Origin of the sequence: Sinanaerobacter chloroacetimidivorans (assembly GCF_018128545.1) — a bacterium.
GTDB classification, from domain to species: Bacteria; Bacillota; Clostridia; order Peptostreptococcales; family Anaerovoracaceae; genus Sinanaerobacter; species Sinanaerobacter chloroacetimidivorans.
Genome location: NZ_JAGSND010000009.1, coordinates 106,587 through 132,340 on the forward strand (window position 1 = coordinate 106,587; position 25,754 = coordinate 132,340).

23 protein-coding genes and 1 riboswitch are annotated in these 25,754 nt (G+C 43.0%); of the genes, 21 read left to right on the forward strand and 2 right to left on the reverse strand.

Features of this window, described 5'->3' with window-relative positions; genetic code table 11:
• Positions 1-17 precede the first annotated feature (17 nt).
• From KCX82_RS13705 to KCX82_RS13730, 6 genes are all read left to right on the forward strand, one after another.
• Positions 18-776: a WecB/TagA/CpsF family glycosyltransferase gene (locus tag KCX82_RS13705; protein ID WP_227019047.1), complete on the forward strand. Its 759-nt coding sequence runs from the start codon at positions 18-20 to the stop codon at positions 774-776.
• 2 nt (positions 777-778) lie between these two features.
• Positions 779-1,603 carry a transketolase gene (locus KCX82_RS13710; protein WP_227019048.1) on the forward strand — a complete coding sequence of 275 codons (825 nt, stop codon included), beginning with the start codon at positions 779-781 and terminating at the stop codon, positions 1,601-1,603.
• Positions 1,603-2,529: a transketolase family protein gene (locus KCX82_RS13715; protein WP_227019049.1), complete on the forward strand. Its 927-nt coding sequence runs from the start codon at positions 1,603-1,605 to the stop codon at positions 2,527-2,529. Before KCX82_RS13710 ends, KCX82_RS13715 begins: the two co-directional genes overlap by 1 nt.
• A 92-nt stretch (positions 2,530-2,621) precedes the next feature.
• Entirely contained in the window at positions 2,622-3,098 is a 477-nt protein-coding gene (locus KCX82_RS23150; RefSeq protein WP_227019050.1) for a protease complex subunit PrcB family protein, read from the forward strand.
• Between the two features lie 194 nt (positions 3,099-3,292).
• A complete protein-coding gene (locus KCX82_RS13725) occupies positions 3,293-5,053 on the forward strand; it encodes a sensor histidine kinase (RefSeq protein ID WP_227019051.1) in 1,761 nt (586 codons plus the stop codon).
• A complete protein-coding gene (locus KCX82_RS13730) occupies positions 5,046-5,807 on the forward strand; it encodes a Na-translocating system protein MpsC family protein (RefSeq protein ID WP_227019052.1) in 762 nt (253 codons plus the stop codon). The genes KCX82_RS13725 and KCX82_RS13730 overlap by 8 nt, the downstream gene beginning before the upstream one ends.
• A gap of 134 nt (positions 5,808-5,941) precedes the next feature.
• Here the strand turns inward: KCX82_RS13730 and KCX82_RS13735 are convergent, their stop codons facing one another.
• Entirely contained in the window at positions 5,942-6,223 is a 282-nt protein-coding gene (locus KCX82_RS13735) for a hypothetical protein (protein WP_227019053.1), read from the reverse strand.
• 77 nt (positions 6,224-6,300) lie between these two features.
• On the opposite strand from KCX82_RS13735, the gene KCX82_RS13740 reads away from it, so the two are divergent.
• The 9 genes from KCX82_RS13740 to KCX82_RS13780 all read left to right on the forward strand — a co-directional run bounded on the left by KCX82_RS13740 (position 6,301) and on the right by KCX82_RS13780 (position 18,184).
• A complete protein-coding gene (locus tag KCX82_RS13740; protein ID WP_227019054.1) occupies positions 6,301-7,647 on the forward strand; it encodes a saccharopine dehydrogenase family protein in 1,347 nt (448 codons plus the stop codon).
• 59 nt (positions 7,648-7,706) lie between these two features.
• A complete protein-coding gene (locus KCX82_RS13745) occupies positions 7,707-9,407 on the forward strand; it encodes an APC family permease (protein ID WP_227019055.1) in 1,701 nt (566 codons plus the stop codon).
• Between the two features lie 41 nt (positions 9,408-9,448).
• A complete protein-coding gene (locus KCX82_RS13750; RefSeq protein ID WP_227019056.1) occupies positions 9,449-11,269 on the forward strand; it encodes an amidohydrolase in 1,821 nt (606 codons plus the stop codon).
• A gap of 159 nt (positions 11,270-11,428) precedes the next feature.
• Positions 11,429-12,247 (forward strand): hypothetical protein, encoded by an 819-nt coding sequence (locus KCX82_RS13755; RefSeq protein WP_227019057.1) that lies wholly within the window; start codon positions 11,429-11,431, stop codon positions 12,245-12,247.
• 178 nt (positions 12,248-12,425) lie between these two features.
• A complete protein-coding gene (ftsE, locus tag KCX82_RS13760; protein ID WP_227019058.1) occupies positions 12,426-13,163 on the forward strand; it encodes a cell division ATP-binding protein FtsE in 738 nt (245 codons plus the stop codon).
• Positions 13,153-14,046, forward strand: a complete 894-nt coding sequence (gene ftsX / locus KCX82_RS13765) for a permease-like cell division protein FtsX (RefSeq protein ID WP_227019059.1) — start codon at positions 13,153-13,155, stop codon at positions 14,044-14,046. The genes ftsE and ftsX overlap by 11 nt, the downstream gene beginning before the upstream one ends.
• Positions 14,047-14,108: 62 nt before the next feature.
• Complete coding sequence (locus tag KCX82_RS13770) at positions 14,109-15,224, forward strand: murein hydrolase activator EnvC family protein (RefSeq protein ID WP_227019060.1); 1,116 nt, start codon at positions 14,109-14,111, stop codon at positions 15,222-15,224.
• A 1-nt stretch (position 15,225) separates the two neighbouring features.
• The gene (gene recJ, locus KCX82_RS13775) at positions 15,226-16,872 is read left to right on the forward strand and encodes a single-stranded-DNA-specific exonuclease RecJ (RefSeq protein ID WP_227019061.1); all 1,647 of its coding nucleotides are present in this window, start codon (positions 15,226-15,228) and stop codon (positions 16,870-16,872) included.
• Positions 16,873-17,005: 133 nt separating this feature from the next.
• Entirely contained in the window at positions 17,006-18,184 is a 1,179-nt protein-coding gene (locus KCX82_RS13780; protein ID WP_227019062.1) for a S41 family peptidase, read from the forward strand.
• Between the two features lie 123 nt (positions 18,185-18,307).
• Here the strand turns inward: KCX82_RS13780 and KCX82_RS13785 are convergent, their stop codons facing one another.
• The gene (locus tag KCX82_RS13785) at positions 18,308-19,441 is read right to left on the reverse strand and encodes a M20 metallopeptidase family protein (protein WP_227019063.1); all 1,134 of its coding nucleotides are present in this window, start codon (positions 19,439-19,441) and stop codon (positions 18,308-18,310) included.
• Positions 19,442-19,675: 234 nt separating this feature from the next.
• A riboswitch (Lysine riboswitch) is annotated at positions 19,676-19,841 on the forward strand.
• A gap of 246 nt (positions 19,842-20,087) precedes the next feature.
• On the opposite strand from KCX82_RS13785, the gene lysA reads away from it, so the two are divergent.
• From lysA to dapD, 6 genes are read left to right on the forward strand one after another with little or no spacing between them, the layout of a single operon-like run.
• Positions 20,088-21,395: a diaminopimelate decarboxylase gene (lysA, locus tag KCX82_RS13790; RefSeq protein WP_227019064.1), complete on the forward strand. Its 1,308-nt coding sequence runs from the start codon at positions 20,088-20,090 to the stop codon at positions 21,393-21,395.
• Entirely contained in the window at positions 21,392-22,597 is a 1,206-nt protein-coding gene (locus KCX82_RS13795) for an aspartate kinase (protein WP_227019065.1), read from the forward strand. Before lysA ends, KCX82_RS13795 begins: the two co-directional genes overlap by 4 nt.
• A 2-nt stretch (positions 22,598-22,599) precedes the next feature.
• Positions 22,600-23,430 (forward strand): diaminopimelate epimerase, encoded by an 831-nt coding sequence (gene dapF, locus KCX82_RS13800; RefSeq protein WP_227019066.1) that lies wholly within the window; start codon positions 22,600-22,602, stop codon positions 23,428-23,430.
• A 28-nt stretch (positions 23,431-23,458) separates the two neighbouring features.
• On the forward strand, positions 23,459-24,328 hold the full coding sequence (gene dapA, locus KCX82_RS13805) for a 4-hydroxy-tetrahydrodipicolinate synthase (protein ID WP_227019067.1): 870 nt from the start codon (positions 23,459-23,461) through the stop codon (positions 24,326-24,328).
• A 7-nt stretch (positions 24,329-24,335) separates the two neighbouring features.
• Entirely contained in the window at positions 24,336-25,055 is a 720-nt protein-coding gene (dapB, locus tag KCX82_RS13810) for a 4-hydroxy-tetrahydrodipicolinate reductase (RefSeq protein WP_227019068.1), read from the forward strand.
• A 5-nt stretch (positions 25,056-25,060) separates the two neighbouring features.
• Positions 25,061-25,753 (forward strand): 2,3,4,5-tetrahydropyridine-2,6-dicarboxylate N-acetyltransferase, encoded by a 693-nt coding sequence (gene dapD, locus KCX82_RS13815; protein ID WP_227019069.1) that lies wholly within the window; start codon positions 25,061-25,063, stop codon positions 25,751-25,753.
• Position 25,754: the final 1 nt, after the last annotated feature.

A 25,754-nucleotide genomic window follows, 5' to 3' on the forward strand; every position in this document is an offset into this window, starting at 1 on the left:
GAAAAGGAAAGTATAGAATGTCAAATAAACGAATACGAATTTTGGATGTACCTGTAGATATGGTCAATACCGGAGAAGCCATGGATATTTTCAGGGAACTGATGAAGAGCCCGGAATGTAGTTTAATCGTAACACCGAATTCCGAAATTATCGTGAACGCATCGCAGGACCCTGAATTAAAAGGAATTATCGAAAAAGCAGACTTGATTATTCCGGATGGCATCGGCCTGGTATATGCATCTAAAATTATGGGTATGCCTTTGAGGGAGAGAGTTACGGGTATTGATTTTTTAGAGCAAATATTGAGATACCTGGAGGAAACCGGGCAATCGATTTTCTTCCTTGGGAGCAAGCCGGGAGAGGGAAATTCTCCGAGTATTGCTGAGGCGGCAGCTCAGAAAATGAAGGAAAAATATCCGGGGCTGCAGATTGCCGGTACCCATCACGGATATTTCCGAGAGCCGGAGGAAAGCGAAATCGTGGAACGCATCAATGGTTCCGGAGCTGATTTCTTATGCGTCGCTCTGGGATCTCCGAAGCAGGAAAAGTTCGTATTCAGGCATCAGGAAATGTTAAACGTAAAAGGAGCAATCGGAGTAGGCGGAAGCCTGGATGTCTGGGCCGGAACGCTGAAGAGAGCACCAGAGTTTTACAGAAATCATGGGTTGGAATGGCTTTACCGATTCATTCAGCAGCCAAGCAGATATAAAAGAATGGCGGCGTTGCCGCTCTTTATGATAAAAGTAGTAATCAGCAGAATAAGAGGAGGAAAATAAGAATGGCGATTGATTATGAAAAATTGAAACAGGCAGCCAGGGAAATCAGACTTGATATTATTAAAGAGACTTATTTCGCTGGTTCCGGGCATCCTGGAGGGTCGTTATCCGCAGCGGAGATCATGGCAGTACTCTACTTTCATGAAATGAACATTGACCCAAAGGATCCGAAGATGGCTGACAGGGATCGTTTCGTGCTTTCCAAGGGTCATGCTGCTCCTGTACTTTATGCGGCGTTGGCAGAAAGAGGATTCTTCCCGAAAGAGGAACTGAAGGGACTGCGTAAGCTGGGTTCCATGCTCCAGGGCCACCCTGACATGAAACGTGTTCCGGGGGTAGAGATGTCTACCGGTTCGCTGGGTCAGGGTTTTTCCACTGCTGTAGGAATGGCCATTGCAGCCAAACTTGATCAGTCTCAAAGACGTATCTATGTCATGCTGGGTGACGGAGAATTACAGGAGGGTCTTGTATGGGAAGCAGCCATGTCTGCATCTCATTACAAGCTGGATAATCTGGTGGCCGTGGTTGATTGGAACGGGCTTCAAATCGACGGAAAAAATGAGGAAGTCATGACGGTTACTCCCATTGATGAAAAGTTCAGAAGCTTTGGCTTCCATGTCATCAGCATAGACGGCCACTCTCTGGAAGAAATCGTCAAAGCCTTTGAACAGGCCAGAGAAAACAAAAGTAAGCCCACTGTTATCGTGGCAAAAACATGCAAGGGCTGCGGAGTATCTTTCATGAATGATCATCCGGGCTGGCATGGGAAGGCCCCAAATGAAGAAGAAGCAAAAAAAGCAGTGGCTGAACTTGGAGGTGAATGGTAATGTCTGAAAAAATGGCAACCAGACAAGCGTACGGAGAAGTTCTCCTGGAGCTTGGTGAGAAGAATAAGAATATTATTGTTATGGACGCGGATTTGTCGAAATCTACCATGACCACCCATTTTGCCGGTAAATATCCGGACAGATTTTTCAATATGGGGATCTCCGAGCAAAATTTATTTGGCGTCGCCGCAGGTCTTGCGCACTCCGGAAAAATAGTTTTTGCAAGTACGTTTGCCATGTTTGCGGCAGGCAGGGCTTTTGAAATTATCCGTAACTCTATCGGCTATACCAAGGCAAATGTCAAGATTTGTGCAACCCATGCGGGCATCACCGTGGGAGAAGACGGGGGGAGCCACCAGACCATTGAAGATATAGCCTTGATGCGAACCATTCCGGGAATGACGGTGATCAGTCCTGCAGACGGTGCCTCTGCAAAAATTCTCATCGAAGAGGCAGCAGCTATGCAGGGTCCTGTCTTTGTAAGATTGGGCAGAGCTGCAGTTCCCGGTATTTACGAGGCTGACAGCGAGGTCAAAATAGGGAAAGGCATGTGTGTGAACGAAGGGTCCGATTATACCGTCATCGCAACGGGCATTATGGTAAATGAAGCTCTGCAGGCGGCAACAATCCTCAAAGAAGAAGGAATCAGCCTGCGGGTTATCGATATGCATACCATTAAGCCTATTGATGCGGATATTATCATTCAGGCTGCAAAGGAAACAAAAGGCATCGTTACGGCAGAGGAACATTCTGTCGTTGGCGGGCTGGGGTCAGCAGTTTCTGAAGTAGTTGCAAAACATGCACCTGTAAAAATGGCTTTTGTTGGTTTGCAGGATACCTTTGGAGAATCCGGAAAACCGGCAGAACTGATGGAAAAATATGGACTTACCGCAAAAGACATTGTGGCTGCCGTAAAAGGATTGTAAAGTAAAATAAGGAATCTAAAGAAATTAAGAATAATAAGCTCCCTCCCTGAATAAATTTTAATAAGAATTTATGGCAGGAGGGAGTTTTTATTGTGAGTAAGACAGGTGTTTTGAGAAAAATGCGTAAGCCAAACAAGAAAATGGTAATCATAATAGTTATAATCATAATTGCAATAGTTGCAGTTATGGCAGGGATGAATATTTTTAAGGGTGATGAGAAGGTGAACTACAAGGTATTGGGAGAGACAGAAATTCCTCAACAGATTGCCAGCCAAGTGATACCGGAATACCGTACACTGGAAAGAGCATTGGCATGTATGGTGGATGACAAAATTTATGTCATTGCATCCCGTGGAGAGAAACCGACCTCAGGATATGACGTGGCCATAGAAAAGATGGAAGTCACCGAAGAAGACGGCCTGAAAACATTAGTTGTGTTTACGGAATTCAAGGATCCTCAGCCTGGTACGGCTCTGACTCAGGTGTTGACCTATCCGCTGCAGGTAGCCGAAACCGATCTTGCTGTATTACCGGATCAGATCGAATTAAAGGTCCAGTATACAGAGTAATCAAATGTGATAAAAGCCGGTAATCGTATTGAAATGATACGGTTGCCGGCTTTTTCTGTCTCTTGATGATTCAAAAGATGTTTCAATTTTTATAAACACCCTTTTGTTGTTTGTTCTTTCTTCTTTTTATGGTATAGTAAATTCAAGCACCTATATGGATTTATCTGGAAGATCTTATGCTGAGGGATAGGTTTATGAAGAACATTACTCTTAAAATTATATTGTCTTTGGTATGCTGCTCATTTATCATTACTCTTGTTTTAAGCTGGACTGCTGTTACAAACAGTAAAAATGTAATGAGAGGAGAAGTGAAGAAAGAGCTGCTATATGCATCCCAGAAATATGCCAATCAATTCAGTTCAGTACTGCAAACACAGGAAAATGTAGTTGATTTGATAAGCACAATGGTATCCGCTGAATTTGTCACGGAGGAATACGCGGATAACAGACCGGTGTTTCTTGCACTGGAAAAAAAACTGAATGAGATCATAAAACACTCGATGAAAACGATCCCCGAAACAAAGAGTCTTTACCTGACTTTTAACCCGGAAACAAGCGGTGGAAACGATGAGGTTTGGTACCTTAGAAATGAAAATGGCGAGGTCTTTTATATGGAAGCCGATAATACCGTAGATGAATGGCTGACGGAAGGAAACGAAGACAGCGATTATTATTATGATGCCATAAAAAACGGTAAAAATTGGAGCAGCGTCGAATATGACATGTATCTCAATACCTATTCCGTAACCTATGCCAGCAGCTGCTGGGACAAAAATGGGGAACTGATTGGAGTTATGGGCACGGATATATTCATTGACGATATCTTTGAGACGGTAAAAAATATTCAGCTTAATGAAGGCGGATCTGCGTTTTTAATGGATGAAAATTTTAATTATCTGGCCGGAAGTCAGCCGGAAAACCTTTTTAACGAAATGAAGCGAAACGGCGTTCTGAATCTGCTGCCGGAAATCGCTGATCCGAAGAGCAATAAAAATATAAGCCATTCCACAGTACATAACGAAAGATATATAACCACCTATGCCGGTACGTCCAATGGATGGATTTTAGCATTGATTCAAAGTGAAGACAGCATGCTGCTCCCCATTAAGTACATGAATCAAATGCTGATTGCAATGGCCCTTCTGATTCTTACCGGCGTTATCGCTTATGCTGTCTATTTCTCTGAAAGGTCTGTGATGCCTATTGTAAAAGAATATGAGCAAAAGGACATTGTTTTACTTCATCAATCGAGACAGGCTAAGCTTGGAGAAATGGTCGGAAATATTGCACATCAGTGGAAACAGCCACTAAACGTAATGAGCATAAGCCTCTCCAACCTCTGGGATGATTTCCGAAATGAGAAACTTACAGAAAAGCAGCTGAAAGATCATATTGAGAATATGAGGCTTTATATAAAGAACATGTCTAATACTGTGGATGATTTTGCTGAATTTTTAAAGCCGGCAAGAAAAAAACAGGAATTTTCATTAAATCAGGAGATCGAAACAGCCTTAAGCCTAATGGCCGAAAGCATTAAAATAAACAGAATTTCTGTAGAAGTGGAAAGTGAAGAGGAGCTCACCGTGTATGGCTACAGAAATGAGTTTTGTCAGGCGGTCTTTAATGTGCTTAATAATGCAAGGGATGCCATTATAGAATCAAATCCGGAAAGGCCGGAAATTAAAATACGAATTTATATCAAAAACAAAAATGAAGAAAAAGATACCGTTATCGATATCCTCAACAACGGCAAACCAATTGCAGATGAAGTGAAACCTCTGCTGTTCCAGCCGTACTATACGACAAAGGAAGAAAAAGGCGGGACCGGCATAGGCTTGTATCTGACAAGACAGATCATTGAAGTTCACATGAACGGAAGTATTGACCTCTTTAATACAGAGAGCGGGGTTTGCTGCAGAATCGTGGTTCCAAAGGAGGAAACGTATCATGAGTGATTTAAAACAACTACGGGTTCTATATGTCGAAGATGATGAAGCAACAAGGGAAGCATTGTCAAAATTTATAAAGTTGAGGGTTGGAAAGTTGTTTACCGCTGCTTCCGGAGAAGAGGGAATCGAAAAATTTCATGAGTGCAGACCTGGTATATTAATTGCCGACCTGATTATGCCGGGTCTGTCGGGTCTTGAAATGATAGGAGAAATCAGAAAAACGAACAAGGATTGCAGAATTCTGATAACTTCCACCATCAGTGAAGTTCATACCGTGCTTGAAGCCGTAGATCTTGGTATTGACCATTATATCATCAAGCCGATAGATACGGATGAACTGGAGAAAAAGCTGGAGTGTATGGCTGGTTCCATCGTAATGAGCAACCGAAAGGAGAGAGCGCAGTCTTTTCGCTTTGAGACCATTGCTCAAAAAGGGATCATGGAAGAAGCGATTCGCCGTGAATTTCTAAAGCTTATGAAAACTTACACCGGAAAAGGCCCCCAGGATGTTAAAGTGCTGCTTTTTGAAAATAAGGTAGAGATTATCGCTGTTGACGCCGTTACGGTTATGGAAAAAACTCTGTCTTCTAATAGAAAGAACCTATCCGTTGTGGAACAGTTCAGAAAACTTTTTTATGAGGAAATATCAATGAAACTGGAGGAAGTAGTCGGACTAGCCACTGGCTGCGGATCGAATCTGACCTCAGTGATTGTTGACGGAGTAAAAAGAATTGATAAAATAACATTGACAATCCAATGAAAAATATGGTAATGTCAATGTGAGGATTTTGCAAATCATGAATGAGGTGCAGGATTTAACACATCAAATGAATGTTGCAGTAATAGAATGAGAGTCTTATAGATTAGCTTTCTACAGACCAACACTAAGCATTGCTATGCTTCGTGGTGGTCTTTTTTTATTGCAATAAACATTTGATTAAAACCAAATGTTTCGGATGAAAACAACCCTAGACATTCTGTTAAATCAGAAGGCCGAAGAAGCAAAGGAAGGTGGTGGCAGTCACCTTCTGGAAACTGACAGGCGAAAGGAAGGTTGTTGGACGATACTCTGGAGATGCTCCATTTAATTGGAGAGCCAACGGGGATATAACCAACAGGCAAAAGGACAGAGGAATTATGATACATAATTGGGTCATAGAAATATTTGGTTTCCAACTGCTGAGTAAGATTTAGCAGGCAATTCTAAATTGTTTTACTAGTTGCCTGCCGCCAAAAGCAAGGAGGAAAAAAAGATGAGAATGTTATTAGTCGGAGCGGGAGCAGTAGGAGAATCTATCTTAAAAATTCTGGAATCCCGGGATCCAAACAGAGAGTGGCTGGAGCACGTTGTAGTAGCCGACTACAATCTAAGTCGTGCCAGGGTGGTATGTGAGCATTTAAACAGCAGTGACAGGTATACGCCGGAGAAAGTGGATGCACACAATGAAAATGAGCTCATTGAGCTGATTAAAAAGTTCCATTGTGATTTTGTAATGGATGCTGCGTCTCCATTTGTATCAAACAAGATCTTTGATGCAGCCTTTGAAGCGGGTGCAAAGTATGCAAACATGGGAACCTGGTCCGTTCCGGTTGATCCGCCGCAGTATGGGATCGGATTGGAAAACTGCTACAAGGAGCCTATGACAAAGTATAACTTTGACAGGCATGAGGCATGGGCTGAAAGAGGCAATATGGCATGTATCTGCCTTGGCATTGACCCTGGTGTTGTAAACGTATTCGCTAAATTTGCCGCAGAGTACTTATTTGACGAACTCTATGAAGTACATGTAAAGGATGGGGGCAATCTCACCATACCAAGTGCCGGTGAAGATGACATTGCTTTCGGCTTTAACGTTTGGACCGTATTGGATGAATGCATCAATCCAAACGTCGAATGGAACAGAGATTATGGCTTTATTGTTGACAGGCCTTTTGCCGGAGAAGAAACTTTTGAGATGCCTGCCGGGGTTGGAATGAATACGCTTGTCAAGATTGAGCATGAAGAAACGGTTACCATTCCAAGATATCTTCAACAATATGGACTGAGAAGGTGCACCTATAAAATCGCCTTGGATGACAATTTGGTAAAGGCGCTAAAGGTAATCAATGCACTTGGTTTACGAAGCTTAAAACCGGTTGAGGTTGAAAATGTAAAGGTGATTCCAAGAGATGTGGTGGCAGCCTGTGCACCCCAGCCTAAAGATCTGGGAGATGAGATGATCGGCAAAATGTGTGTAGGAATCCACTGCAAGGGCCTGAAGGATGGAAAAACCAGAGAAGTGTTTATGTATCAGCCTTTTGACAATCAGATCTCCATGAAAAACTGGAAAATGCAGGTGGTAGTGGCGCAGACCGGCTTCGGAGCCGCAGTCGGTATTGAGCTCATCGGACGGGGTATTTGGAAGGATGCAGGCGTATTTTCACCAGAATATTTTGATCCGATTCCTTTCTTGCAGATTATGGATGAAGCCGGATTTGAATATGGAATCGTTGAAATGGATTCGGAATATAAAACGGTCAATGATAAAAAGATTATGGCTCAATTATTCAAGGACGCTGCCAAAATGCAAAACAATAAAAAGAAGACCATAACAGCATAAACAGGGACGATAAAGAAAGGCCTTTATTTCTAAAATATTTGATAAAGGAGAATAAAAAAATGAGCGATAATCAAGTCCATGGGGTGGCCGGGCTAAAGAAGCATAAAATAAAGATACCTGGAATCGTTTTTATGATCTACTGTCTTGTTGCTGCAGGCGCTTTCGGCATTGAAGAAATGATCCCAATCAGCGGGCCGGGACTTACTCTTTTAATGTTGGTTTTGTTTCCCATCTTCTGGGCATTTCCCATCAGTGAAATGGTAGCGGAACTGGGATCGGTTCTTCCGTCGGAGGGCGGTGCCTATGTATGGGCAAGAGAAGGATTGGGAGAATTCTGGGGGTGGCAGGTAGGTTTTTGGGGGACCATTGGCACTTGGCTTCAACAGGCTATGTATGTAGTCCTTGTGGTAGGCTACATGGAGAAATTTATTCCCATGACTCCGGTAACGGCTTATGTATTTAAAATATTAATCATCATTCTATTTACTGCCATTAATTTACTTGGGATCAAAGAAGTTTCGCGCGTCAGTACCGTTCTTTCCATTGCTGTGATTATTGGATTTTCTGTAGTGGCAATCGTGGGCTTCTTGAACTGGCAGTACAATCCCATCGTGCCGTTTATGAACGGTGAGAAAGACATTGTGGGTAATCTGGGCGGGTCTGTTTGCATCGCCATATGGATGTACTGCGGATACGAATGCATGTCTAATGTGGCAGGAGAAGTGGAAGATCCACAGGTAATTCCGAAGGGCTTGATTATCGCCATGCCTCTTATTGCGCTGAGTTACTTCCTTCCTACCCTTGCAGGCCTCGCTTCCGTGGGTCAGTGGGAGAACTGGGCTACGGAAGGAGAAAATGCGGTAGGCTACATGGATGTTCTGATCCAGCATCTGGGGCCTGCTTTCGGGATTGCTTTCATGGTGATTGCAATCCTATCCCAGTGTTCTATTTTCAACGCATATATAGCATCAGGCTCCAGAGGTTTTTTTGTAATGGCGGATGATCATTTGTTCCCCAGGTTTATGGTAAAAGTCAGCAAAAAAAGAAAGGTTCCGGCAGTGAGCATTCTTATCATGGCTTTCTTTACCATATTACTGTGTCAATGGGATTTCACCACTCTGGTTATGGCGACAACTCCTCTGATGCTGTATTTATATATGGCTATCGCCGTAGCAACAAGAAGATTGCGAAAAAAATATCCCGTTGAAGAAAGAAAAGCCAAAGGATTATTTGTAATCCCCGGCGGCAGATTAGGACTTCACTTTATGACAGCATCACCTTTTCTTATTTCCATCATCGCCCTTTATGTGAATGGAACAGAGTATTTTATTTCGGGTTTTTTAATGCTGGCTGTCAGCCTGGCGGGATATTTGGTTTGCAAATGGATTTACGGAGGTCTTTCTATAGAGGATCCTGTCAATCATCCCCTAAATCCCAAAACGAAATTGGCCTTTGGAGATATGATGCAGATCGGCGTGTATCTCACGTTATGCGGTTTTGTCGCTTTATTGGGTTCTGTTTTCCTGTATCTGTACGAAGGCGAATGGGGAGAGAGCTATTATCTTGAAGAATACGGCTGCGGGTTTTTCAGCAACTTCTGGGGTATGCTGGATACCTGCAGGATTGGCGGCATTCTTCTGCTGGCAGCGGGAATTATCGTATATTTTATAGGAAAAAAGATCGAAGTACCAACACAAAAAGAGCAGGACACAAGAGAATCCATCCATTATATTGACGATCTGAGCGGAGAAATCAAGTAAAATTCAGATCAAAGTTCAGATAGTAAGGAGGAAAGAAAAGAATGCTTGATAAGAATCGTATCATAAATAAATTAATCTGTCTCCTGTTGGTTATTGCATTCATGGTGACGTTTGATGCTTGCAGTACGAGTGGCGGGAATGCTGCTGATATTGTAATAACCAATGCAAATGTATATACTGTAGACTCAGAAAATACGGTAGCCGATTCTATAGCAATTAAAAACGGCAGAATCGCATATGTAGGAGATGCAGATGGTTTACATTCCTATATCGGTGAAAATACTGTCATCAAAGATCTGAAGGGCGGTACGGTATTACCCGGAATCGTTGATAATCATATGCATCCTGCCATGAGTGCAGTTACCTATCGATTTGAAATAACTCTTCAGGATGTCTTTACGGTAGACGAATATTTGAAAAAGATTCAGGAATTCGTTGATGAAAATGATTCTTTAGAAGTTTATGTAGGCGCCGGATTTATGAGATCCTCATTTGATGCCGTAGGCCCCAGAAAAGAAAGTCTGGATAGAATCTGCAGCAATAAGCCTGTTATGATTACTTCTGCCGACGGACACTCTTTGTGGATAAATTCGAAAGCTATGGAGCTTTCCGGGATTACAAAAGATACACCAGATCCGGAAGGAGGCGTCATACAAAGAGATCCTTTCACGGGTGAACCCTCCGGTCTGCTGCAGGAGTCTGCTATGCAGCTGGTTGAAGAACTGAAACCTGCCTACACAAAAGAACAATATAAAGAGGCCATTCTTTGGCTTCAGGAATGGTTTAATCAAGCAGGTCTGACAACGGTATTCGATGCACTGATTCCTGTTGATCAAGAAGAGTATTATATGGCCTATCAAGAACTTGCGGAAGAAGGCAGGCTGACTTTGAGGGTGCGCGGTGCCTGGCATCTGACACCGGAAATGGGTAAAGATGGTTTGGAACAAGCGATTACAAAGGGGATAGAGATCTCTGAAGGTTTTCAAACCCCCTATTTTCAAGTGAACAGCTTCAAGTTTTTTGCAGATCAGGTTTTAGAGGAACAAACGGCATATCTGTCACAGCCCTATGAAGGAAGAGAGGATGGCTGGAGAGGGATCAAGGTCTGGGATGATAAACTGATGGAAGAACTGTTTACAAGAATCGATAAGGAGGGCTTCCAAATTCATGTTCATCAAATCGGTGATGCCTCTGCTGCATATACCCTTGATGCCTTGGAAAAAGTTGTGGCAGCAAACGGGAAACGTGATTCCAGACATACCTTTGCACATGTGCAGTTTGTAAATGAGGAAGACCAGAAACGAATGGCGGACTTAGGTATGACGGCCGTGATTGCTCCCTATTGGATGGCTATGGATGATTATTATTGGAACTTGTATGTCCCTTATGTGGGAAGAGAACGGGCAGACAGGATGTACCCTGCAAAAAGTCTTATAGAAAAGGGAATGAATGTAACGACGCACAGCGACTTCTTTGTGACGGAACCAGATTTAGGATGGCTGTTCTATGGAGCGATAACCCGAACAATCCCGGACAAAATTTTTCAGAACTGGTATGAAGGGATGAATCTGACCAGGACAGCAGATCCAAATAGTCCTGTAAAAGATGGGATGATCGGACCGTTAAAAACCGCGGATGAAAGATTGACCTTGGAGGAGATTGTAAAAGCTGCCACTTATAACGGCGCCTATGCCAACTTTATGGAAAATGAAATAGGCAGTATAGAAGAAGGAAAAAAGGCAGATTTAGTTTTGTTTTCGGAGAATTTATTTGCTCTTGACACAGAGGAGATCGCTGATATTGCACCTATGATGACCTTATTTGATGGAAAGATTGTCCATGGAGAAGAAATAAATCCATAGTAAGCTTTGAAACAATCCGATTTCCCAATAGAATTACAATATAAAAAGCCTGACAGTGATCTTGATCAGATTATAATTGATCGGATTGCCTGCCAGGTTTTTTTACGATTTACATATAAAATTATATATGGTAATATATGTAAAAAAGGAGGAGCGGATATGGCAGATCAATTACATTTGATAACAGAGGATCTTGATCATGGAAATCAGCGTATGAACAGAGTCCTTTCCAGAGAAGGAGAACGAAGAGAAACGGCAACGCCGCTGGATAAAATCAAAGTTGGAATCGTCGGTATTTCTCATGGTGCGGGAGTTAGTTTCCTGACTGCCTGCCTCGCAAAATATCTTGCAAACACCAGAGAGTTTCATCCTGCGGTAGTAGAACTGGGAAACGGCTGTATATTTGATTCCGCCGGAATGGACAAGCGTTTTGCAGGACGGGAATATTTTTATTTTTTCAAGGCACTAAGGGAAGGAAGAAGTATTCGAGGAAAAAGGAATATGGAGGAAGGGATCAACTGGGTTTTGAAATCTCCGGCTGAAATGGACATCACACTGGATACGGATCAAAAGCTCCGCTTGATCAATCAGGCATCGGGGAATCTGATTCTCTGCGATTGTTCCCAATATGAAAAAGGAAATCAACGGCTCCTTTCCCATATGGATCAGATTATTGCGGTAATCGATCCCCTTCCGTCCAGAATGCTCGAAGGCTATCACCGGCTTTGCGAGCTTAAGTCAGTCGAATCTCGCTGCCAAAATGTGATCTACATCATAAACAAATATAACCGGGGAATCAACCGCCGTGAAATGATGGATTTTTTGAGATTGCGAAGGCCTATTTTCCTGCCGATGGTAGCCGCTGAGAATATTTATACGGCTGAGTATATCTGCAAAATCCCGTATAGCATTCAGGAGGTCAGAAATCAGCTTCATGAACCTATGAAAGAGATTGCGGAAAGTATAAAATTATATTAATTTATGATAAAACCAGTTGGCTCTTTGTCAAATTTTGTAATCCAAAAAATGTAATGAACTTGTAATGTATTTAGGTGTTTCATAATAAATTGTTTTGTATTATAATATTTTGTAGAAAGGCTAACCTGAGAAATTGTAAGAATTTGAATATATTTGACAGAGGAAAGGGCCCCTGGTTATGATTGCATTTAATAACGTAACAAAGTCATATGGTACCAACATCGGCATACAGGATGTGACGGTTCAGATCGATAAAGGTGACTTTGTTTTTCTAGTTGGACCAAGCGGTGCTGGCAAGTCTACCTTTATCCGGCTGATTTTAAAGGAAATAGAAGCAGATAAAGGCAGCATTAAGCTCAATGGGATGGAGATTACCAATCTCCCCAACCGGTTTATCCCGAAGCTGAGACGAAATACAGGCATCGTTTTTCAGGATTTCAGACTTCTCCCCAAGAAAACCGTTTATGAGAACGTGGCATTTGCCATGGAGATTATACATACTACACCGCGTACCATCAGAAGGCAGGTACCGCAGGTTTTAAGTCTGGTTGGCATCAGCTCCAAGGCGGGAAAATATCCGCATGAATTGTCTGCCGGAGAACAGCAGAGAGTGGCCATTGCCAGAGCCATTGTCAACAATCCTACTGTTTTAATAGCGGACGAGCCTACCGGAAATCTGGACCCGGATACGGCATGGGAAATTATGAAGCTTTTAGAACAGATCAATATTCGAGGGACAACCATACTGATGGTGACCCATGCAAAGGATATCGTAGATAAAATGGAAAAACGCGTTATCGCCATTGACAAAGGACGTATTGTCAGAGACGATGCCAGCGGCAGTTATGGTGCATATGAGGACGAGAGAACTCCCTGTGTGCGTGCGGGAGGTGTGTTCGACAGTCATGTTAAATAGTATCGGTTGTGCCATCAAACAGGCATTCAAACAGGTTTTCAGAAACCGTACAATGACCATGGCATCCATGTTTTCCATTACTGCCATGTTGCTGATTTTAGGATTATTCTTTATTCTTGTTGTCAATATCAATATGGTTTCCGAAACCGCCAAAAAGCAATTTGATACCATTCAGGTCTATCTGCTGGACGAGACGTCCTATGAGGATGCGGTAGTGATGATGGAAAACTTGAATCAAATGTCCGGGGTAGGTGAGACGACCTATTTGACAGATGTGCAGGCCATGGCAGAATGGAAAGCCAAATGGGGTGATAATGCTTATCTCCTTGACGGACTCGAAAACAACCCGCTTCCCAATTCCATACTCATTAAAGTAACGGAGCTTGAGGCTGCGGATGCGGTGGTAGCGAAGGTAAAGACCTTTGACGGAATAGAGGATATCAAATATTACAAAAGTACGGTAGACCAGTTAATGAAGGTTACAAACTTCGTTCAAATCGGAGCTTTAATCGTAATTGTCTTCCTTGTCATCGTTTCTGTGGTTGTAGTTTCCAATACTATTAAACTTACGGTACTGGCAAGAGAGAGAGAAATCAGTATTATGAAGTATGTGGGTGCTACCAACTGGTTTATCCGCGGACCTTTCCTGATCGAAGGAATCCTGATTGGAATCCTTTCGGCTCTGGTTTCCGCCGGTTTGGTCAGTTTGGTCTATTATAAGATCACAGAGCTGATTGGACAGGAAGTATTCGTTATGCTTTCTACCAATATGGTGCCGGGTCTGTTCCTGGTCTATAACCTGGTCTGGATTTTTGTAGCCTTGGGTGTAAGCATCGGTGCCTGCGGAAGTATCGTTTCCATGAGAAGATTTTTAGATACCTAAACGAATTTTATTGGACAAGACATAAGATGTAGCAGGGGATAAGATAAAAGGGGGAATACATAGTGAAAAAATTGGTCTCTTATGCGCTAACATTTGTATTAATTGCCTCGGTCATTACCTTGGGAGCGGCCTATGCCGGTAATGAGGAGCAACAGCTAAATGACCTCAACAGTCAGATCAGTCAGACCAAGAAGGAACTGAACGAAGGAAAGAAAAAGGAAAAACAGTTAAGCAATCAGATTAAACAATTGGAAGCACAGATCAGTGCGGCGGAAAAAGAAATTCAAAGCATTCAGGGAGATATCAGCAAAACCGAGCAAAGTATCGCAACGGTAAGACAAAATCTTGCAACTGTGGAACAGGAAATGAAAGAACAAAATGACAGCCTGGAAAAACGTCTTCGTGCCATGTATAAAAATGGTGATGTGGGCTTGGTTGAAATTTTGCTGGGTTCTGAAGATATTACAGATTTTATGACCAACATGGACATGGTTCAAAAAATCTTTGACAATGATGTGGAAATCTTGAAGGTGATGGAGGAACAGCATCAAAAAATTGAAACTCAGAAAAAAGAACTAGAGACATTGCAAGCCAAACTGGTTCTGGAGAAACAACAGGAAGCAGATAAACAAGACAACCTTCAGGCCAACAGAGGAGAAGTTGCAAACCTTAAAGCTCAGGTTTCAGCAGATAACCAGGAAATAGCAAAAGAACTTGATCAATTAAATGCGGAAGCCGACAGGCTGATTGCGGAAATCAGAAAATTGCAGAGCGATGCTGCCTATGTAGGCGGAAAATTGGCTTGGCCGGCTCCGGGTGTTACAAGAATCACATCGGAATTCGGATATCGTATCCATCCGATTCTTAAGGTCAAGAAGTTACATACAGGTATGGATTTTGGTGCGCCTTCAGGAACAAAGATTGTAGCCGCCAATGACGGAACGGTAATCAAGGCAGGCTGGAACAACAGCTATGGATATATGGTTATGATCGACCATGGAGGTGGGATTGTAACGCTGTATGCACATAACAGCAGCCTTGTGGTAAAAACCGGCGATGTGGTTTCAAGAGGCCAATTGATCTCCTATTCCGGCAGTACGGGAATGTCCACCGGACCGCACCTTCATTTTGAGGTACGTGTGAACGGAGAATATCAGAATCCAAGGAACTGGTTATAGCATGAACATCATACATCCAACGATTCGAGAGATTTTAAAAAGCAGAGGGATATCGGAGGAATCCGATATCCTGGAATTTATATCGGAGAAACCGAAGCGTACTTATGATCCATTCTTGCTGAAAAATATGGAAGCGGGAGTGGATTTGCTGTTATCTTCAATTGAACAGAATAAAAAGATTTGCATCTACGGAGACTACGATGCAGACGGCGTAACTTCCATTAGTCTGATGTTGCAAATACTGGCACATCTTACAAACAATGTCTCTTACTATATCCCTTCCAGATTTGATGAGGGATATGGATTGAATAAAGAAGCCATTGAACTGATCAAAGCGGATGGTTCACAGCTGATCCTTACCGTTGACTGCGGCAGCGTTTCCTATGAAGAAGTGGAATACGGCAAGAATATTGGAATGGAATTTATTGTGACGGACCATCATAATATTAATGAGAAATCAGCAGACTGCATTCTAATCAATCCGAAGCAGACAGACTGCACCTATCCGTTCAAGCATTTGTCCGGCTGTGGTGTAGCATTCAAGGTGGCGCAGGCCATACAGCGAAAAGCCGGACTGCCGAAATCGGTTTTGACGGAATTATTGGATCTTGTGGCAATTGCAACGATCGGCGATATTGTTCCGCTTATAGATGAGAATAGAACACTGACCAAATACGGACTGGAAATCATCAACAGTAAAAAGAGGCCGGGATTGCATTGCCTCATAGAAGGGACCGGTTTAGTACCTGGGAAGATTAAATCTGAAAATATCGCATATATTATAGTACCGCACCTCAATGCAGCAGGACGAATGCTGGATGCAAAAGTTGGGGTTACTCTGCTGACATCAAAAGATCAACAGGAATTTTCCTCTGCGGCTGCGCTTCTGATGGAAAACAACAGGGAAAGAAAAAGAATTCAGGAAGAATCCTTTTGTGCTTGCAGTGAGATGGTAAAATCGGCACATAAAGTAGATTCCTTTCTTCTTATCGATGCCAAGGAGATCCATGAAGGAATTGCCGGAATTGTGGCAGGGAAACTAAAAGATGAGTACGGCAGACCGGTTATTATCGTAACTCCCTCCGGAGGGGAAGGCTTCTTGAAAGGTACCGGAAGAAGCATACCTGGAATCAATCTTTATGATATGCTGAAAAAATACGAAGATCTCTTTTTAAAATTTGGCGGACATTCAGGAGCCTGCGGATTTCTAATGAAAGCAGATTTTCTTGAAAAATTGAGAAACTCCCTTATCGAGGAAACCGAGGAGTTATACAGAAGCAGGCCGGATCTGTTTCAGCAGGAAACGGTTATCGATGCCATTCTCAGGCAGGAAGATCTGGATATTGCATTCGCCATGGAAATAGAGAAGCTGGCGCCCTTTGGCTGTCAGAATGAGAAGCCTGTTTTTCTGCTGGAATCCATTTACCCCTCGGAAATCAATTATATGGGGGATAATAAGCAGCATGTAAGATTTGCAGGATCTGAAGGTAAAAGCAATGGTTTTTCCTGCATCCTTTTTCAAAAAGCCCAGGATTACAGCGAGCTTCTTCAAAAAGGTGTTGCTCTGAATCTTTCGGGCTATCCTGACATCAATCATTGGAACGGCAACTCGAAAATTCAATTTGTATTAAAGGGTATCACATGTTAAAATAGCTCTTAACGGTAGAATTCCAGCCCAGCTAAGGCTGGGGAATTCCCGTATGGCACCTACCAGACATTTTCTTAAAAAATGAGGTTAAGTGCCGAAAATGAGGTTAGGTGCCGAAGTGGAGGACGATCCTATGTTTATAAAAAAACGAAATTTTCTCTTTGTTGTTTTCTTATCCGTGTTAATCGGCGCATTGGTGTCAGGCGGAGCAATTTACTTTATTGGCTTGTCTTCAGGCGGTTATACGGCAATCACCAATTCAGAATATGAAAACTATAAAAAAACCAATGAAAAATATGCGAAATTAGTGGAACTGGAAGCCTATATTAAGAAAAACTATTATATACCCGTAGATGAAGATAAGCTTGAGCAGGGTATGTATAAAGGTCTTTTCTGGGGGCTTGGGGATCCCTATTCTGCTTATCTTACCAAAAAAGAATACGAAGAGATTATGATTTCCACCTCCGGTGAATATCAGGGCATAGGTGTTACCATTGCTCCCGATGAGGAAGGATATATCAATGTAGTATCTCCTATTGATGATTCTCCTGCCGAAAAGGCAGGAATCAAATCCGGTGACAAGATTACGGCAGTAGGCGGAGAGAGTTTTAGCGGCAGCAATATTGACGCAGCTGTAGCCGCTATGAGAGGCAAACCCGGATCCAAGGTAGCCCTTACCATCGTACGTAATGGTAAGGTTCTGGAATTTGAAATAACCAGGGCGAATATCGTTATGCAGTCTGTAAAATCAGAGGTGCTGGAAGGAAATATCGGCTATATCCGAATTAGCTCCTTCGAGGAAAAAACAGCGGAGGATTTTAAACAGCATCTTAGAAATTTGGAACTGAAAGGCGTTTCCGGCCTTGTTCTGGACTTGAGAGACAATGGCGGCGGCTTGGTTGAGGTCAGTGTCGAAGTAGCAGATATGCTTCTGGACGAAGGAATCGTAACCTATACAGAAGACCGCCAGGGTGAAAAGCGTTATTATAAATCAAAAGCCGGTGCGACGAAGCTTCCTTATGTTGTTCTTGTTAATGGCGGCACGGCCAGTGCATCGGAAATCATTACAGGCGCTATCAAAGATCATAAGGGTGGTAAAATTGTAGGAACCACCACCTATGGAAAAGGGATCATTCAAAGTGTCGAAGAGCTGCCTAACGGTGATGCCATTAAGCTCACCATCATGCAGTATTTCTCTCCAGACGGAAACGTCATACATGGTATAGGAGTTGAACCGGATATCGTTGTGGAAGCATTACCTGATGATAAGACCGACAAACAGTTGGAGAAGGCATTAGAGCTTTTAAAATAGGATGGATGTCTGATTTGATCTAAGATGGAAATGAAAATAGAACAAAAGTTTACAAGAGACCTTAAAGGCCCGTAAGAGCAAACTTACGGGCCTTCCTTATGATTTTTTACCATTTATCACCAGTCATTTGCGTTCCAGTTCTAATAGTTTTAAATAAACCTGAACTCCGGTTTCCAGAATCTCCTCATCAAAATCAAACTTGTTGTTATGCAGGGGGATACTCGTTCCTGTTCCTAAAAAAAGGAATAAACCCGGTACCTTCTGCTGATAAAAGGAAAAGTCTTCCGCCAGCATAAATGGCTTCTCGAATATTGTAAAATCAAACTCCTGCAAAGCTTTCCGAGACTCTTCAAAGAGGTTTGGATCATTGATTACCGGAGGATAGCCTTCGGTATGTTTTAGGGTGATAGAACAAAGATATTTCTGCTCGTAGTTTGCCGCAATCTCATCCATTCGTTTTAATACATAATGAAAGGTTTCCATATCAAAGCATCGCAGGGTACCTTGCAGCTCCGTCCTATCGGAAATGGCATTGCGCACTGTTCCGCTGGTCAGCTTACCGAATTTTAAAAGGCAGAAGGCTTGCTTTGCCAACTCGTTCTGTACCATTTCATAAAGATCGTTCAGCAATCTGCAGCCGATCCACAGGGCATCGATACCTTCCTCGGCTTCGGCACAATGAGCGCTTTTCCCGCGGATCTCAATATCGATTTCACTGGATTTTGCCATGAATTCTCCGGGCCTTGAGGCGATTGCATGTTTTTTTATCATTGGCCACAAATGGATTCCGTAAATTTTTTTTACGGAATAATCAGATAGGATACCTGTGGCGCAAATATCGCCTGCTCCGCCCGTTGTCTCTTCAGCGGGCTGAAAAATCAAAAGAACATTGCAGGAAAGGCTTTCTATCCTTTCGTTCAATTCACCTGCCAGAGCCAGGAGCATAGCCATATGGCCGTCATGTCCGCATGCATGCATCTTTCCTTCGTGACAGGAGCAATAGGGGGCATTGGTTTGTTCCACAATGGGAAGTGCATCCATATCGCTTCGGAAAGCGACGGTTTCCATAAAACCGCCTTGATTCTGCTTTTGTTCACTTTGAAAAAAAGCACAAATGCCGGTACCGCAGACTTCCGTGATTTTACATCGGTACTGTTGCAAAACCTTGACAATATAATTTTTTGTTTTTAAAACATCAAACCCCAGCTCCGGGATTTGATGGAGATCCCGGCGGTATTTTCTTACTGAATTTTCCATGGAGACTTCTCCTTATTCCTTTTGGCTATCATGCAGCCGTTAAAAATTTTTCGAATACTAGAAAAATTTTCTTACATCTTGCCTTGTTATTATTTGAAACTATAAAACAGACTGAGGCAATCGTCAAGTCAATCCTGAAAAAATTGCCTGTAAATAATGGTTAAATAATGGATTTCTAAAAAAATATAAAAAACACTTGCATTATTGTTCAAAATGATTTAGACTAAACCCATTAATGTTGATAGAGGCAGCGAAGCAAATGAAGATATGGATGGCCGGCGGGCAATGATCCATATTGGAGGTATCCTTCGCCGAACCCTTCTTTTAGGCATAAAAGTCGGGTGGGCTCATGGTGAATAACCATGTGACTGTCTACGTAAGTAGGCGTGCTATCCTTTGATGACCGGCATGTAACGGAACGGTTATGTGTGATAGAGGATTGTTGTCAAGTCATTGATAACAAAAGGCTATTAGAGTCAGTAAGGGATGCTTACTGGCTTTTTTTTATTAAATAAAACACTGTTTTGTCTAATGAAAAGCCGCTTTGTTGCGGTTTTTATTGCAGAGCAACAGGTAAAAACAGGAAAATTATTAATTAATATACAGCCGTATGAATGGTAGCTTATGCAGATTGGAGAAGAGCAAGATGTTACATAGGGAGAGAAATGTTGAAAACGGAATATTGCAAATTGGCGGCGCAGCAGCAGATCAACTGGCAAAAGCCTGCGGAACACCGCTGTACGTATACGATGAAGGGATGATTGAGGCTCGCCTCAAAGCATATAAACAGCACTTTCGGTCTGACCTCTTTGATACGGAAGTCTTATATGCTTCCAAGGCCTTCGCCTGTAAGGCTTTGTATCAGCTTTTGAACCGGTATGACTTTGGTTTGGATGTGGTAAGCGGAGGCGAATTATTTCTGGCGAAGGAATCCGGTGTGCCGATGGATAAAATTTATTTCCATGGCAATAACAAAACTGATGCGGAAATCGAAATGGCCCTGTCTTATGGGTGCGGAACCATCGTAGTGGATCATAAAATGGAATGTGAACGACTGATCGAGGCAGCTGAAAAACAGGAACATCAGATCAACGTCATGATCAGAATCAATCCCGGTGTTACCGCACATACTCACAAGTATATCATTACCGGAGATTTGGATTCAAAATTTGGAGTTATGATGCAGAATGAAGAAATGATTCTGTCCATGATCAGCAGCATTAATCAATGCAGTCAGTTGAATTTCCAAGGTTTTCACAGCCATATCGGCTCCCAGATCTTTGATTTGAGAGCGTACGAAACGGTTATAGAGCGTTTGGTGAAATTTATCAAGAAATGTGAGACCGAGCATAAAATAGAAATAAATTGTCTGAATCTCGGCGGAGGCTTCGGCTCGTACTATACACAGGAGGATCAGCCGAAAGCCATTGAGGAAACCTGTGAAACCCTCATAAAAAAATGTGAGAAAGAAATAAGAGAGAAAGAAGTCAAATTGAAACAGATCCTGATAGAGCCAGGCCGATCAATTGTTGCAGAACCGGGCTACACACTGTACACCATCGGATTTATGAAAGATACGCCCAATAAATCCTTTCTCTTCGTGGACGGCGGTATGACGGACAATATGAGAGTCGCTCTGTATGATGCAAAGTATGATTGCGATCTTGCCTGCAGGATGGATGAAGAGAAAGAGAATAAATATACTATAGCAGGAAAATGCTGTGAGTCGGGGGATATCCTGATAGAGAGGGCTATGCTGCCGAAAGCGGAAAGCGGAGACCTGTTGGCAGTGTACGCCACAGGGGCCTATGGTTACTCCATGTCAAATAATTACAACCGCATGAGAAAGCTGCCGGTGGTATTTGTAAAAAACGGGAAAGCCCGAATGGTTATCAAAGGTGAAAGTTATAGCGACCAGATCAGACTGGAAACGGATGAGGAGGTATTGATATGAACGTAGTGCAAAAGTATGGAGGAACCAGTATCGACAGCGTAGAAAAAATCAGGGCAATTGCGGAACACATCGCATCCATTCGAAAGGAGGGAGACGGAATCGTCATTGTGGCCAGCGCCATGGGTAAAACCACCGACGAGTTGATTGCTCTTGCAAAGCAGATGGGTGAGGAAGTACCAAAACGTGAACTGGATGCTCTTCTTGCCACCGGAGAGCAGAAGACGGTAGCCCTGTTGGCGATTGCACTTCAGAACCTGGGAATTCCGGCAGTATCCATGACAGGATTCCAATCAGGATTCATTACGACAGATCAGCATTCCAAAGCCCGAATCAAAGAAATCAATACGGAGAGAACAGAACAGTTCCTGAAAGAAGGAAAAGTAGTGGTCATGGCAGGTTTCCAGGGAATCAGCGAACACGGTGACATTACTACTCTGGGCAGGGGCGGATCCGATACCACAGCGGTGGCTATAGCAGCGCAGCTGGGTTGGGACTGTGAGATTTATACGGATGTAGATGCTATTTTTACCGCAGATCCGAAAATTTATCCGAAAGCGAAGAAATTAGACCGGATTACCTATGAAGAAATGATGGAGCTCTCCGCATCCGGCGCAGGAGTGCTGGAAACCAGAAGTGTGGAGCTTGCAAAAAAATATAATGTAAGACTTTTTATTGGAAAATCATTGGAAACGGATAAAAGAAAGGGGACATACGTAATGAACGAAAGTATTTTTATTGAAGATATGCCAATCACCGGTATCAGTATTTCAGATGACTGCTCCATTTACTCCATGAGAGGAATGGAAAACGACGGCGTTGCTGTTGCGGGGCTTTTCCAGCTGCTGGCAGATTTAAACATCAATGTGGATATGATATCCAAGCAGACCTACGGAGATAACAAATGTACCGTATCCTTCAGCTGCACCGATGCCCAGTCAAGGGATCTCGACAAAGCCATTGAGGCAAATGAAGTTTTAAAGCAGATCAATATAGAAAAGCAAGCCAATCTTTCCATCTTGTCCCTGGTGGGCGTGGGAATGGCAACCTGCTCGGGCGTAGCCAGCAAGGTCTTCTCCATTCTCGCTCAGGAAGGAATCATGTACTACCAGATCACAACGTCGGAAATTTCCATATCCGTCACTGTAAGCAAGGATGAGAAGATTAAAGCGGTCATCGCACTCTGCGAAGCCTTTGGTCTGTAGTCATGATCAGCTTTTCTAAATATCATGGCTGCGGCAATGATTTTATCATTCTCAAGGAGCAAAATGCCTCGGGATATTCATATCCGGAACTGGCCAGAGCCATCTGCCACAGAACACTGGGAATAGGTGCTGACGGATTGATCATCGTAAAAGAGGCGCCCCTGGAGATGATTTTCTATAACAGCGACGGAAGCAGAGCTCCCATGTGCGGAAACGGGATCCGATGCTTCGCCAAATACTGTTATGATGAAGGCATCACGAAAGATGCCGATTATGAGGTGGTAACCCTGGCAGGAATCATGGGCGTTCATGTTGCCGGCTTGGATCCGTTTCTAGTGGAGATCAATATGGGAAAACCCGACTTTGATCCGGTAAAATCCGCAATTCGCACGGATCTGGACCGGTTCCTGAAACAAGATCTGGATGTGAACGGACAGCGGGTTCAGGTAAGCAGTTGTTTTATGGGAACCGTTCATACGGTGCTTTGGCTTGAGGATTACGCAGATACTGCGGATTTGGAATCGTTGGGAAGGGAAATCTCTCATCACCCGGTTTATGCAGAGCAAACCAATGTCAATATGGTTCAGGTCATCGATAAGAATACCTTAAAATTGACTACATATGAACGTGGAGCCGGAATGACCTATGCCTGCGGAACCGGTGCCTGTGCCAGTGTTGTAATAGGCGCCCTGGAGGGCAGATGTGAAAAAGAAGCAAATGTTCTGCTGCCTTACGGAACACTGCATATTAAGCAGATAGAGAATGATGAAGTCTTTATGACCGGGCCTGCTGTGAAAATCGGGCAGGGATCTTATATAGGGGAAAATACCTGAGGAAAAAAAGGAAAGGAAGGGAAGACCAATGATTAAAGGATCTATGGTTGCATTAATTACACCGTTTCATGAAGATGGAAGTGTAAATTATGATAAATTAGACGAATTGATAAGATGGCATATAGAAGAAGAGACAGACGGAATCGTTATATTGGGAACCACGGCTGAAACTCCGGCCCTGACTGTCACCGAAAGGGATAAAATTGTGGAAGTCTCCATTGCAGCAGCAAATAAAAGAATTCCCATTATCGTAGGCAGCGGTTCCAACAATACGCTGGTGGCAAAAGAGCAAAGCATGAAATATGAAAGTATGGGAGCGGATGGCCTGCTGGTCATCACTCCATACTACAATAAAACCAATAAAGCAGGAATGATCCATCACTTTACAGAGATTGCCGATGCGGTATCAATTCCTATCATCCTGTACAACGTTCCGGGAAGAACCGGCTGCAGCCTTTCCTGCGAAGCGGTAAAGGAACTGAGCAAGCATCAGAATATCGTAGGCATCAAAGAAGCCAGCGGCGATATTTCCTTTGTCAGCAAGATTTCAAGGCTTGCAAGTGACAACTTTGCCATTTATTCCGGCAATGACGATATGATCATCCCGCTAATGTCACTGGGCGGTTTAGGAGTCATTTCCGTAGCGGCAAACATCATCCCCAGAGAGATGCACCGTATGACGATGGCATATCTCAATGGTGATGTAGGACAAGCCAGAGACATGCAGCTTAAATATTTGGATTTTATCAATGCATTGTTTATTGAGACCAATCCTATTCCCATCAAGGAAGCCATGAACATCGCCAATATGAACGTAGGCAAATACAGACTGCCTTTATACGAAATGGAAAATCATACAAGAGAACAGTTACTGAAGACAATGAAGGAAATAATGTAGGTGAAAAATGAAAATAGCAATCGTAGGATACGGCAAAATGGGTAAACTGATAAAGAAGACCATTGAAGAGTCAAAGGATATGGAATGTGTGGGTGTTGCCAGCCCGGAAGAATCAAAGGATCTGACGGATCTCCCGTCAGACTTTGATGCCATCATAGATTTCAGTCATCCGGATAATTTAAGCGGGATCCTTTCCTATGTTGAAAAGAATCCCAAAGCGGTAGTGATAGCCACAACCGGCTTTACGGAGGAGCAAATACGGTCCATTGAAGCCCTGTCGCAGAAAGTTCCGGTAGTGTATACCGCCAATTTCTCTTTGGGTGTTACCGTCTTCCAACAGGTCTTAAAGCAGATTACTCCGATTTTAAGAGATACCTTTGACATTGAAATTATAGAAAAACACCACCGTTTAAAACTTGATGCCCCAAGCGGAACAGCGAAAATGCTTCTCTCTGCTATTGACGAAAACAACGAAAGGGAGAAGGTATACGGCAGAGAAGGAAACAGCAAACGAAAAGAGGAAATCGGCATTCATTCCATAAGAGGCGGCACCATAGTAGGGGAACATACGGTACTGTTTACAGGAGACGATGAGGTTTTTGAAATTACTCATCAGGCACATTCCAAACAGATTTTTGCCAATGGTGCTGTTGTGGCCGCAAAGTTCGCTGTAAAACAAGAACCGGGACTCTATGACATGAACGATGTCCTGTTTGGAAAGAGGTAATAGAAATGAATGCACATGAGATCATACAATACATTAAAGATTCGGAAAAGAAAACGCCGGTAAAGCTTTATTTGAAAGAAAAAAATCCAATTCCATTCCCCAATTGTCAGATTTTCGGGTCTACCGATAAGATCATATTCGGTGAATGGTCTAAAATTAAGGAAATTTTGGACAAATACCAGGATGATATTTTAGATATCGTGATTGAAAATGATTGCAGAAACTCAGCGATTCCGCTGCTCGATTTGAAGGAAGTCAATGCAAGAATAGAGCCTGGAGCCATCATCAGAGAAAAGGTTCAGATCGGAGAACGTGCTGTTATTATGATGGGTGCTGTGATCAATATCGGTGCTGTCATAGGAGAAGGTACCATGATTGATATGAACGTGGTACTTGGCGGCCGCGCCATGGTAGGGAAGAACTGCCACATCGGAGCGGGAAGTGTTCTTGCCGGTGTCGTAGAACCTCCCAGTGCAAAACCTGTCATTGTGGAAGATGATGTTCTCATCGGGGCCAATGCTGTAATACTGGAGGGCGTCCATGTACACCGTGGGGCAGTGGTTGCCGCCGGTGCCGTGGTGATTGAAGATGTTCCCGAAAATGCGGTGGTAGCCGGGATTCCTGCTAAAGTGATAAAGATGAAGGACGATAAATCCATTGAGAAGACGGGTATCGTAGAAGCTTTAAGACAGCTTTAAA

Coding starts and splice junctions, on each gene's coding strand:
- KCX82_RS13705 (WP_227019047.1), top strand. CDS start 18: ATGTCAAATAAACGAATACGAATTTTGGATGTACCTGTAGATATGGTC.
- KCX82_RS13710 (WP_227019048.1), top strand. CDS start 779: ATGGCGATTGATTATGAAAAATTGAAACAGGCAGCCAGGGAAATCAGA.
- KCX82_RS13715 (WP_227019049.1), top strand. CDS start 1,603: ATGTCTGAAAAAATGGCAACCAGACAAGCGTACGGAGAAGTTCTCCTG.
- KCX82_RS13725 (WP_227019051.1), top strand. CDS start 3,293: ATGAAGAACATTACTCTTAAAATTATATTGTCTTTGGTATGCTGCTCA.
- KCX82_RS13730 (WP_227019052.1), top strand. CDS start 5,046: ATGAGTGATTTAAAACAACTACGGGTTCTATATGTCGAAGATGATGAA.
- KCX82_RS13740 (WP_227019054.1), top strand. CDS start 6,301: ATGAGAATGTTATTAGTCGGAGCGGGAGCAGTAGGAGAATCTATCTTA.
- KCX82_RS13745 (WP_227019055.1), top strand. CDS start 7,707: ATGAGCGATAATCAAGTCCATGGGGTGGCCGGGCTAAAGAAGCATAAA.
- KCX82_RS13750 (WP_227019056.1), top strand. CDS start 9,449: ATGCTTGATAAGAATCGTATCATAAATAAATTAATCTGTCTCCTGTTG.
- KCX82_RS13755 (WP_227019057.1), top strand. CDS start 11,429: ATGGCAGATCAATTACATTTGATAACAGAGGATCTTGATCATGGAAAT.
- ftsE (WP_227019058.1), top strand. CDS start 12,426: ATGATTGCATTTAATAACGTAACAAAGTCATATGGTACCAACATCGGC.
- ftsX (WP_227019059.1), top strand. CDS start 13,153: ATGTTAAATAGTATCGGTTGTGCCATCAAACAGGCATTCAAACAGGTT.
- recJ (WP_227019061.1), top strand. CDS start 15,226: ATGAACATCATACATCCAACGATTCGAGAGATTTTAAAAAGCAGAGGG.
- KCX82_RS13780 (WP_227019062.1), top strand. CDS start 17,006: ATGTTTATAAAAAAACGAAATTTTCTCTTTGTTGTTTTCTTATCCGTG.
- KCX82_RS13785 (WP_227019063.1), bottom strand. CDS start 19,441: ATGGAAAATTCAGTAAGAAAATACCGCCGGGATCTCCATCAAATCCCG.
- lysA (WP_227019064.1), top strand. CDS start 20,088: ATGTTACATAGGGAGAGAAATGTTGAAAACGGAATATTGCAAATTGGC.
- KCX82_RS13795 (WP_227019065.1), top strand. CDS start 21,392: ATGAACGTAGTGCAAAAGTATGGAGGAACCAGTATCGACAGCGTAGAA.
- dapF (WP_227019066.1), top strand. CDS start 22,600: ATGATCAGCTTTTCTAAATATCATGGCTGCGGCAATGATTTTATCATT.
- dapA (WP_227019067.1), top strand. CDS start 23,459: ATGATTAAAGGATCTATGGTTGCATTAATTACACCGTTTCATGAAGAT.
- dapB (WP_227019068.1), top strand. CDS start 24,336: ATGAAAATAGCAATCGTAGGATACGGCAAAATGGGTAAACTGATAAAG.
- dapD (WP_227019069.1), top strand. CDS start 25,061: ATGAATGCACATGAGATCATACAATACATTAAAGATTCGGAAAAGAAA.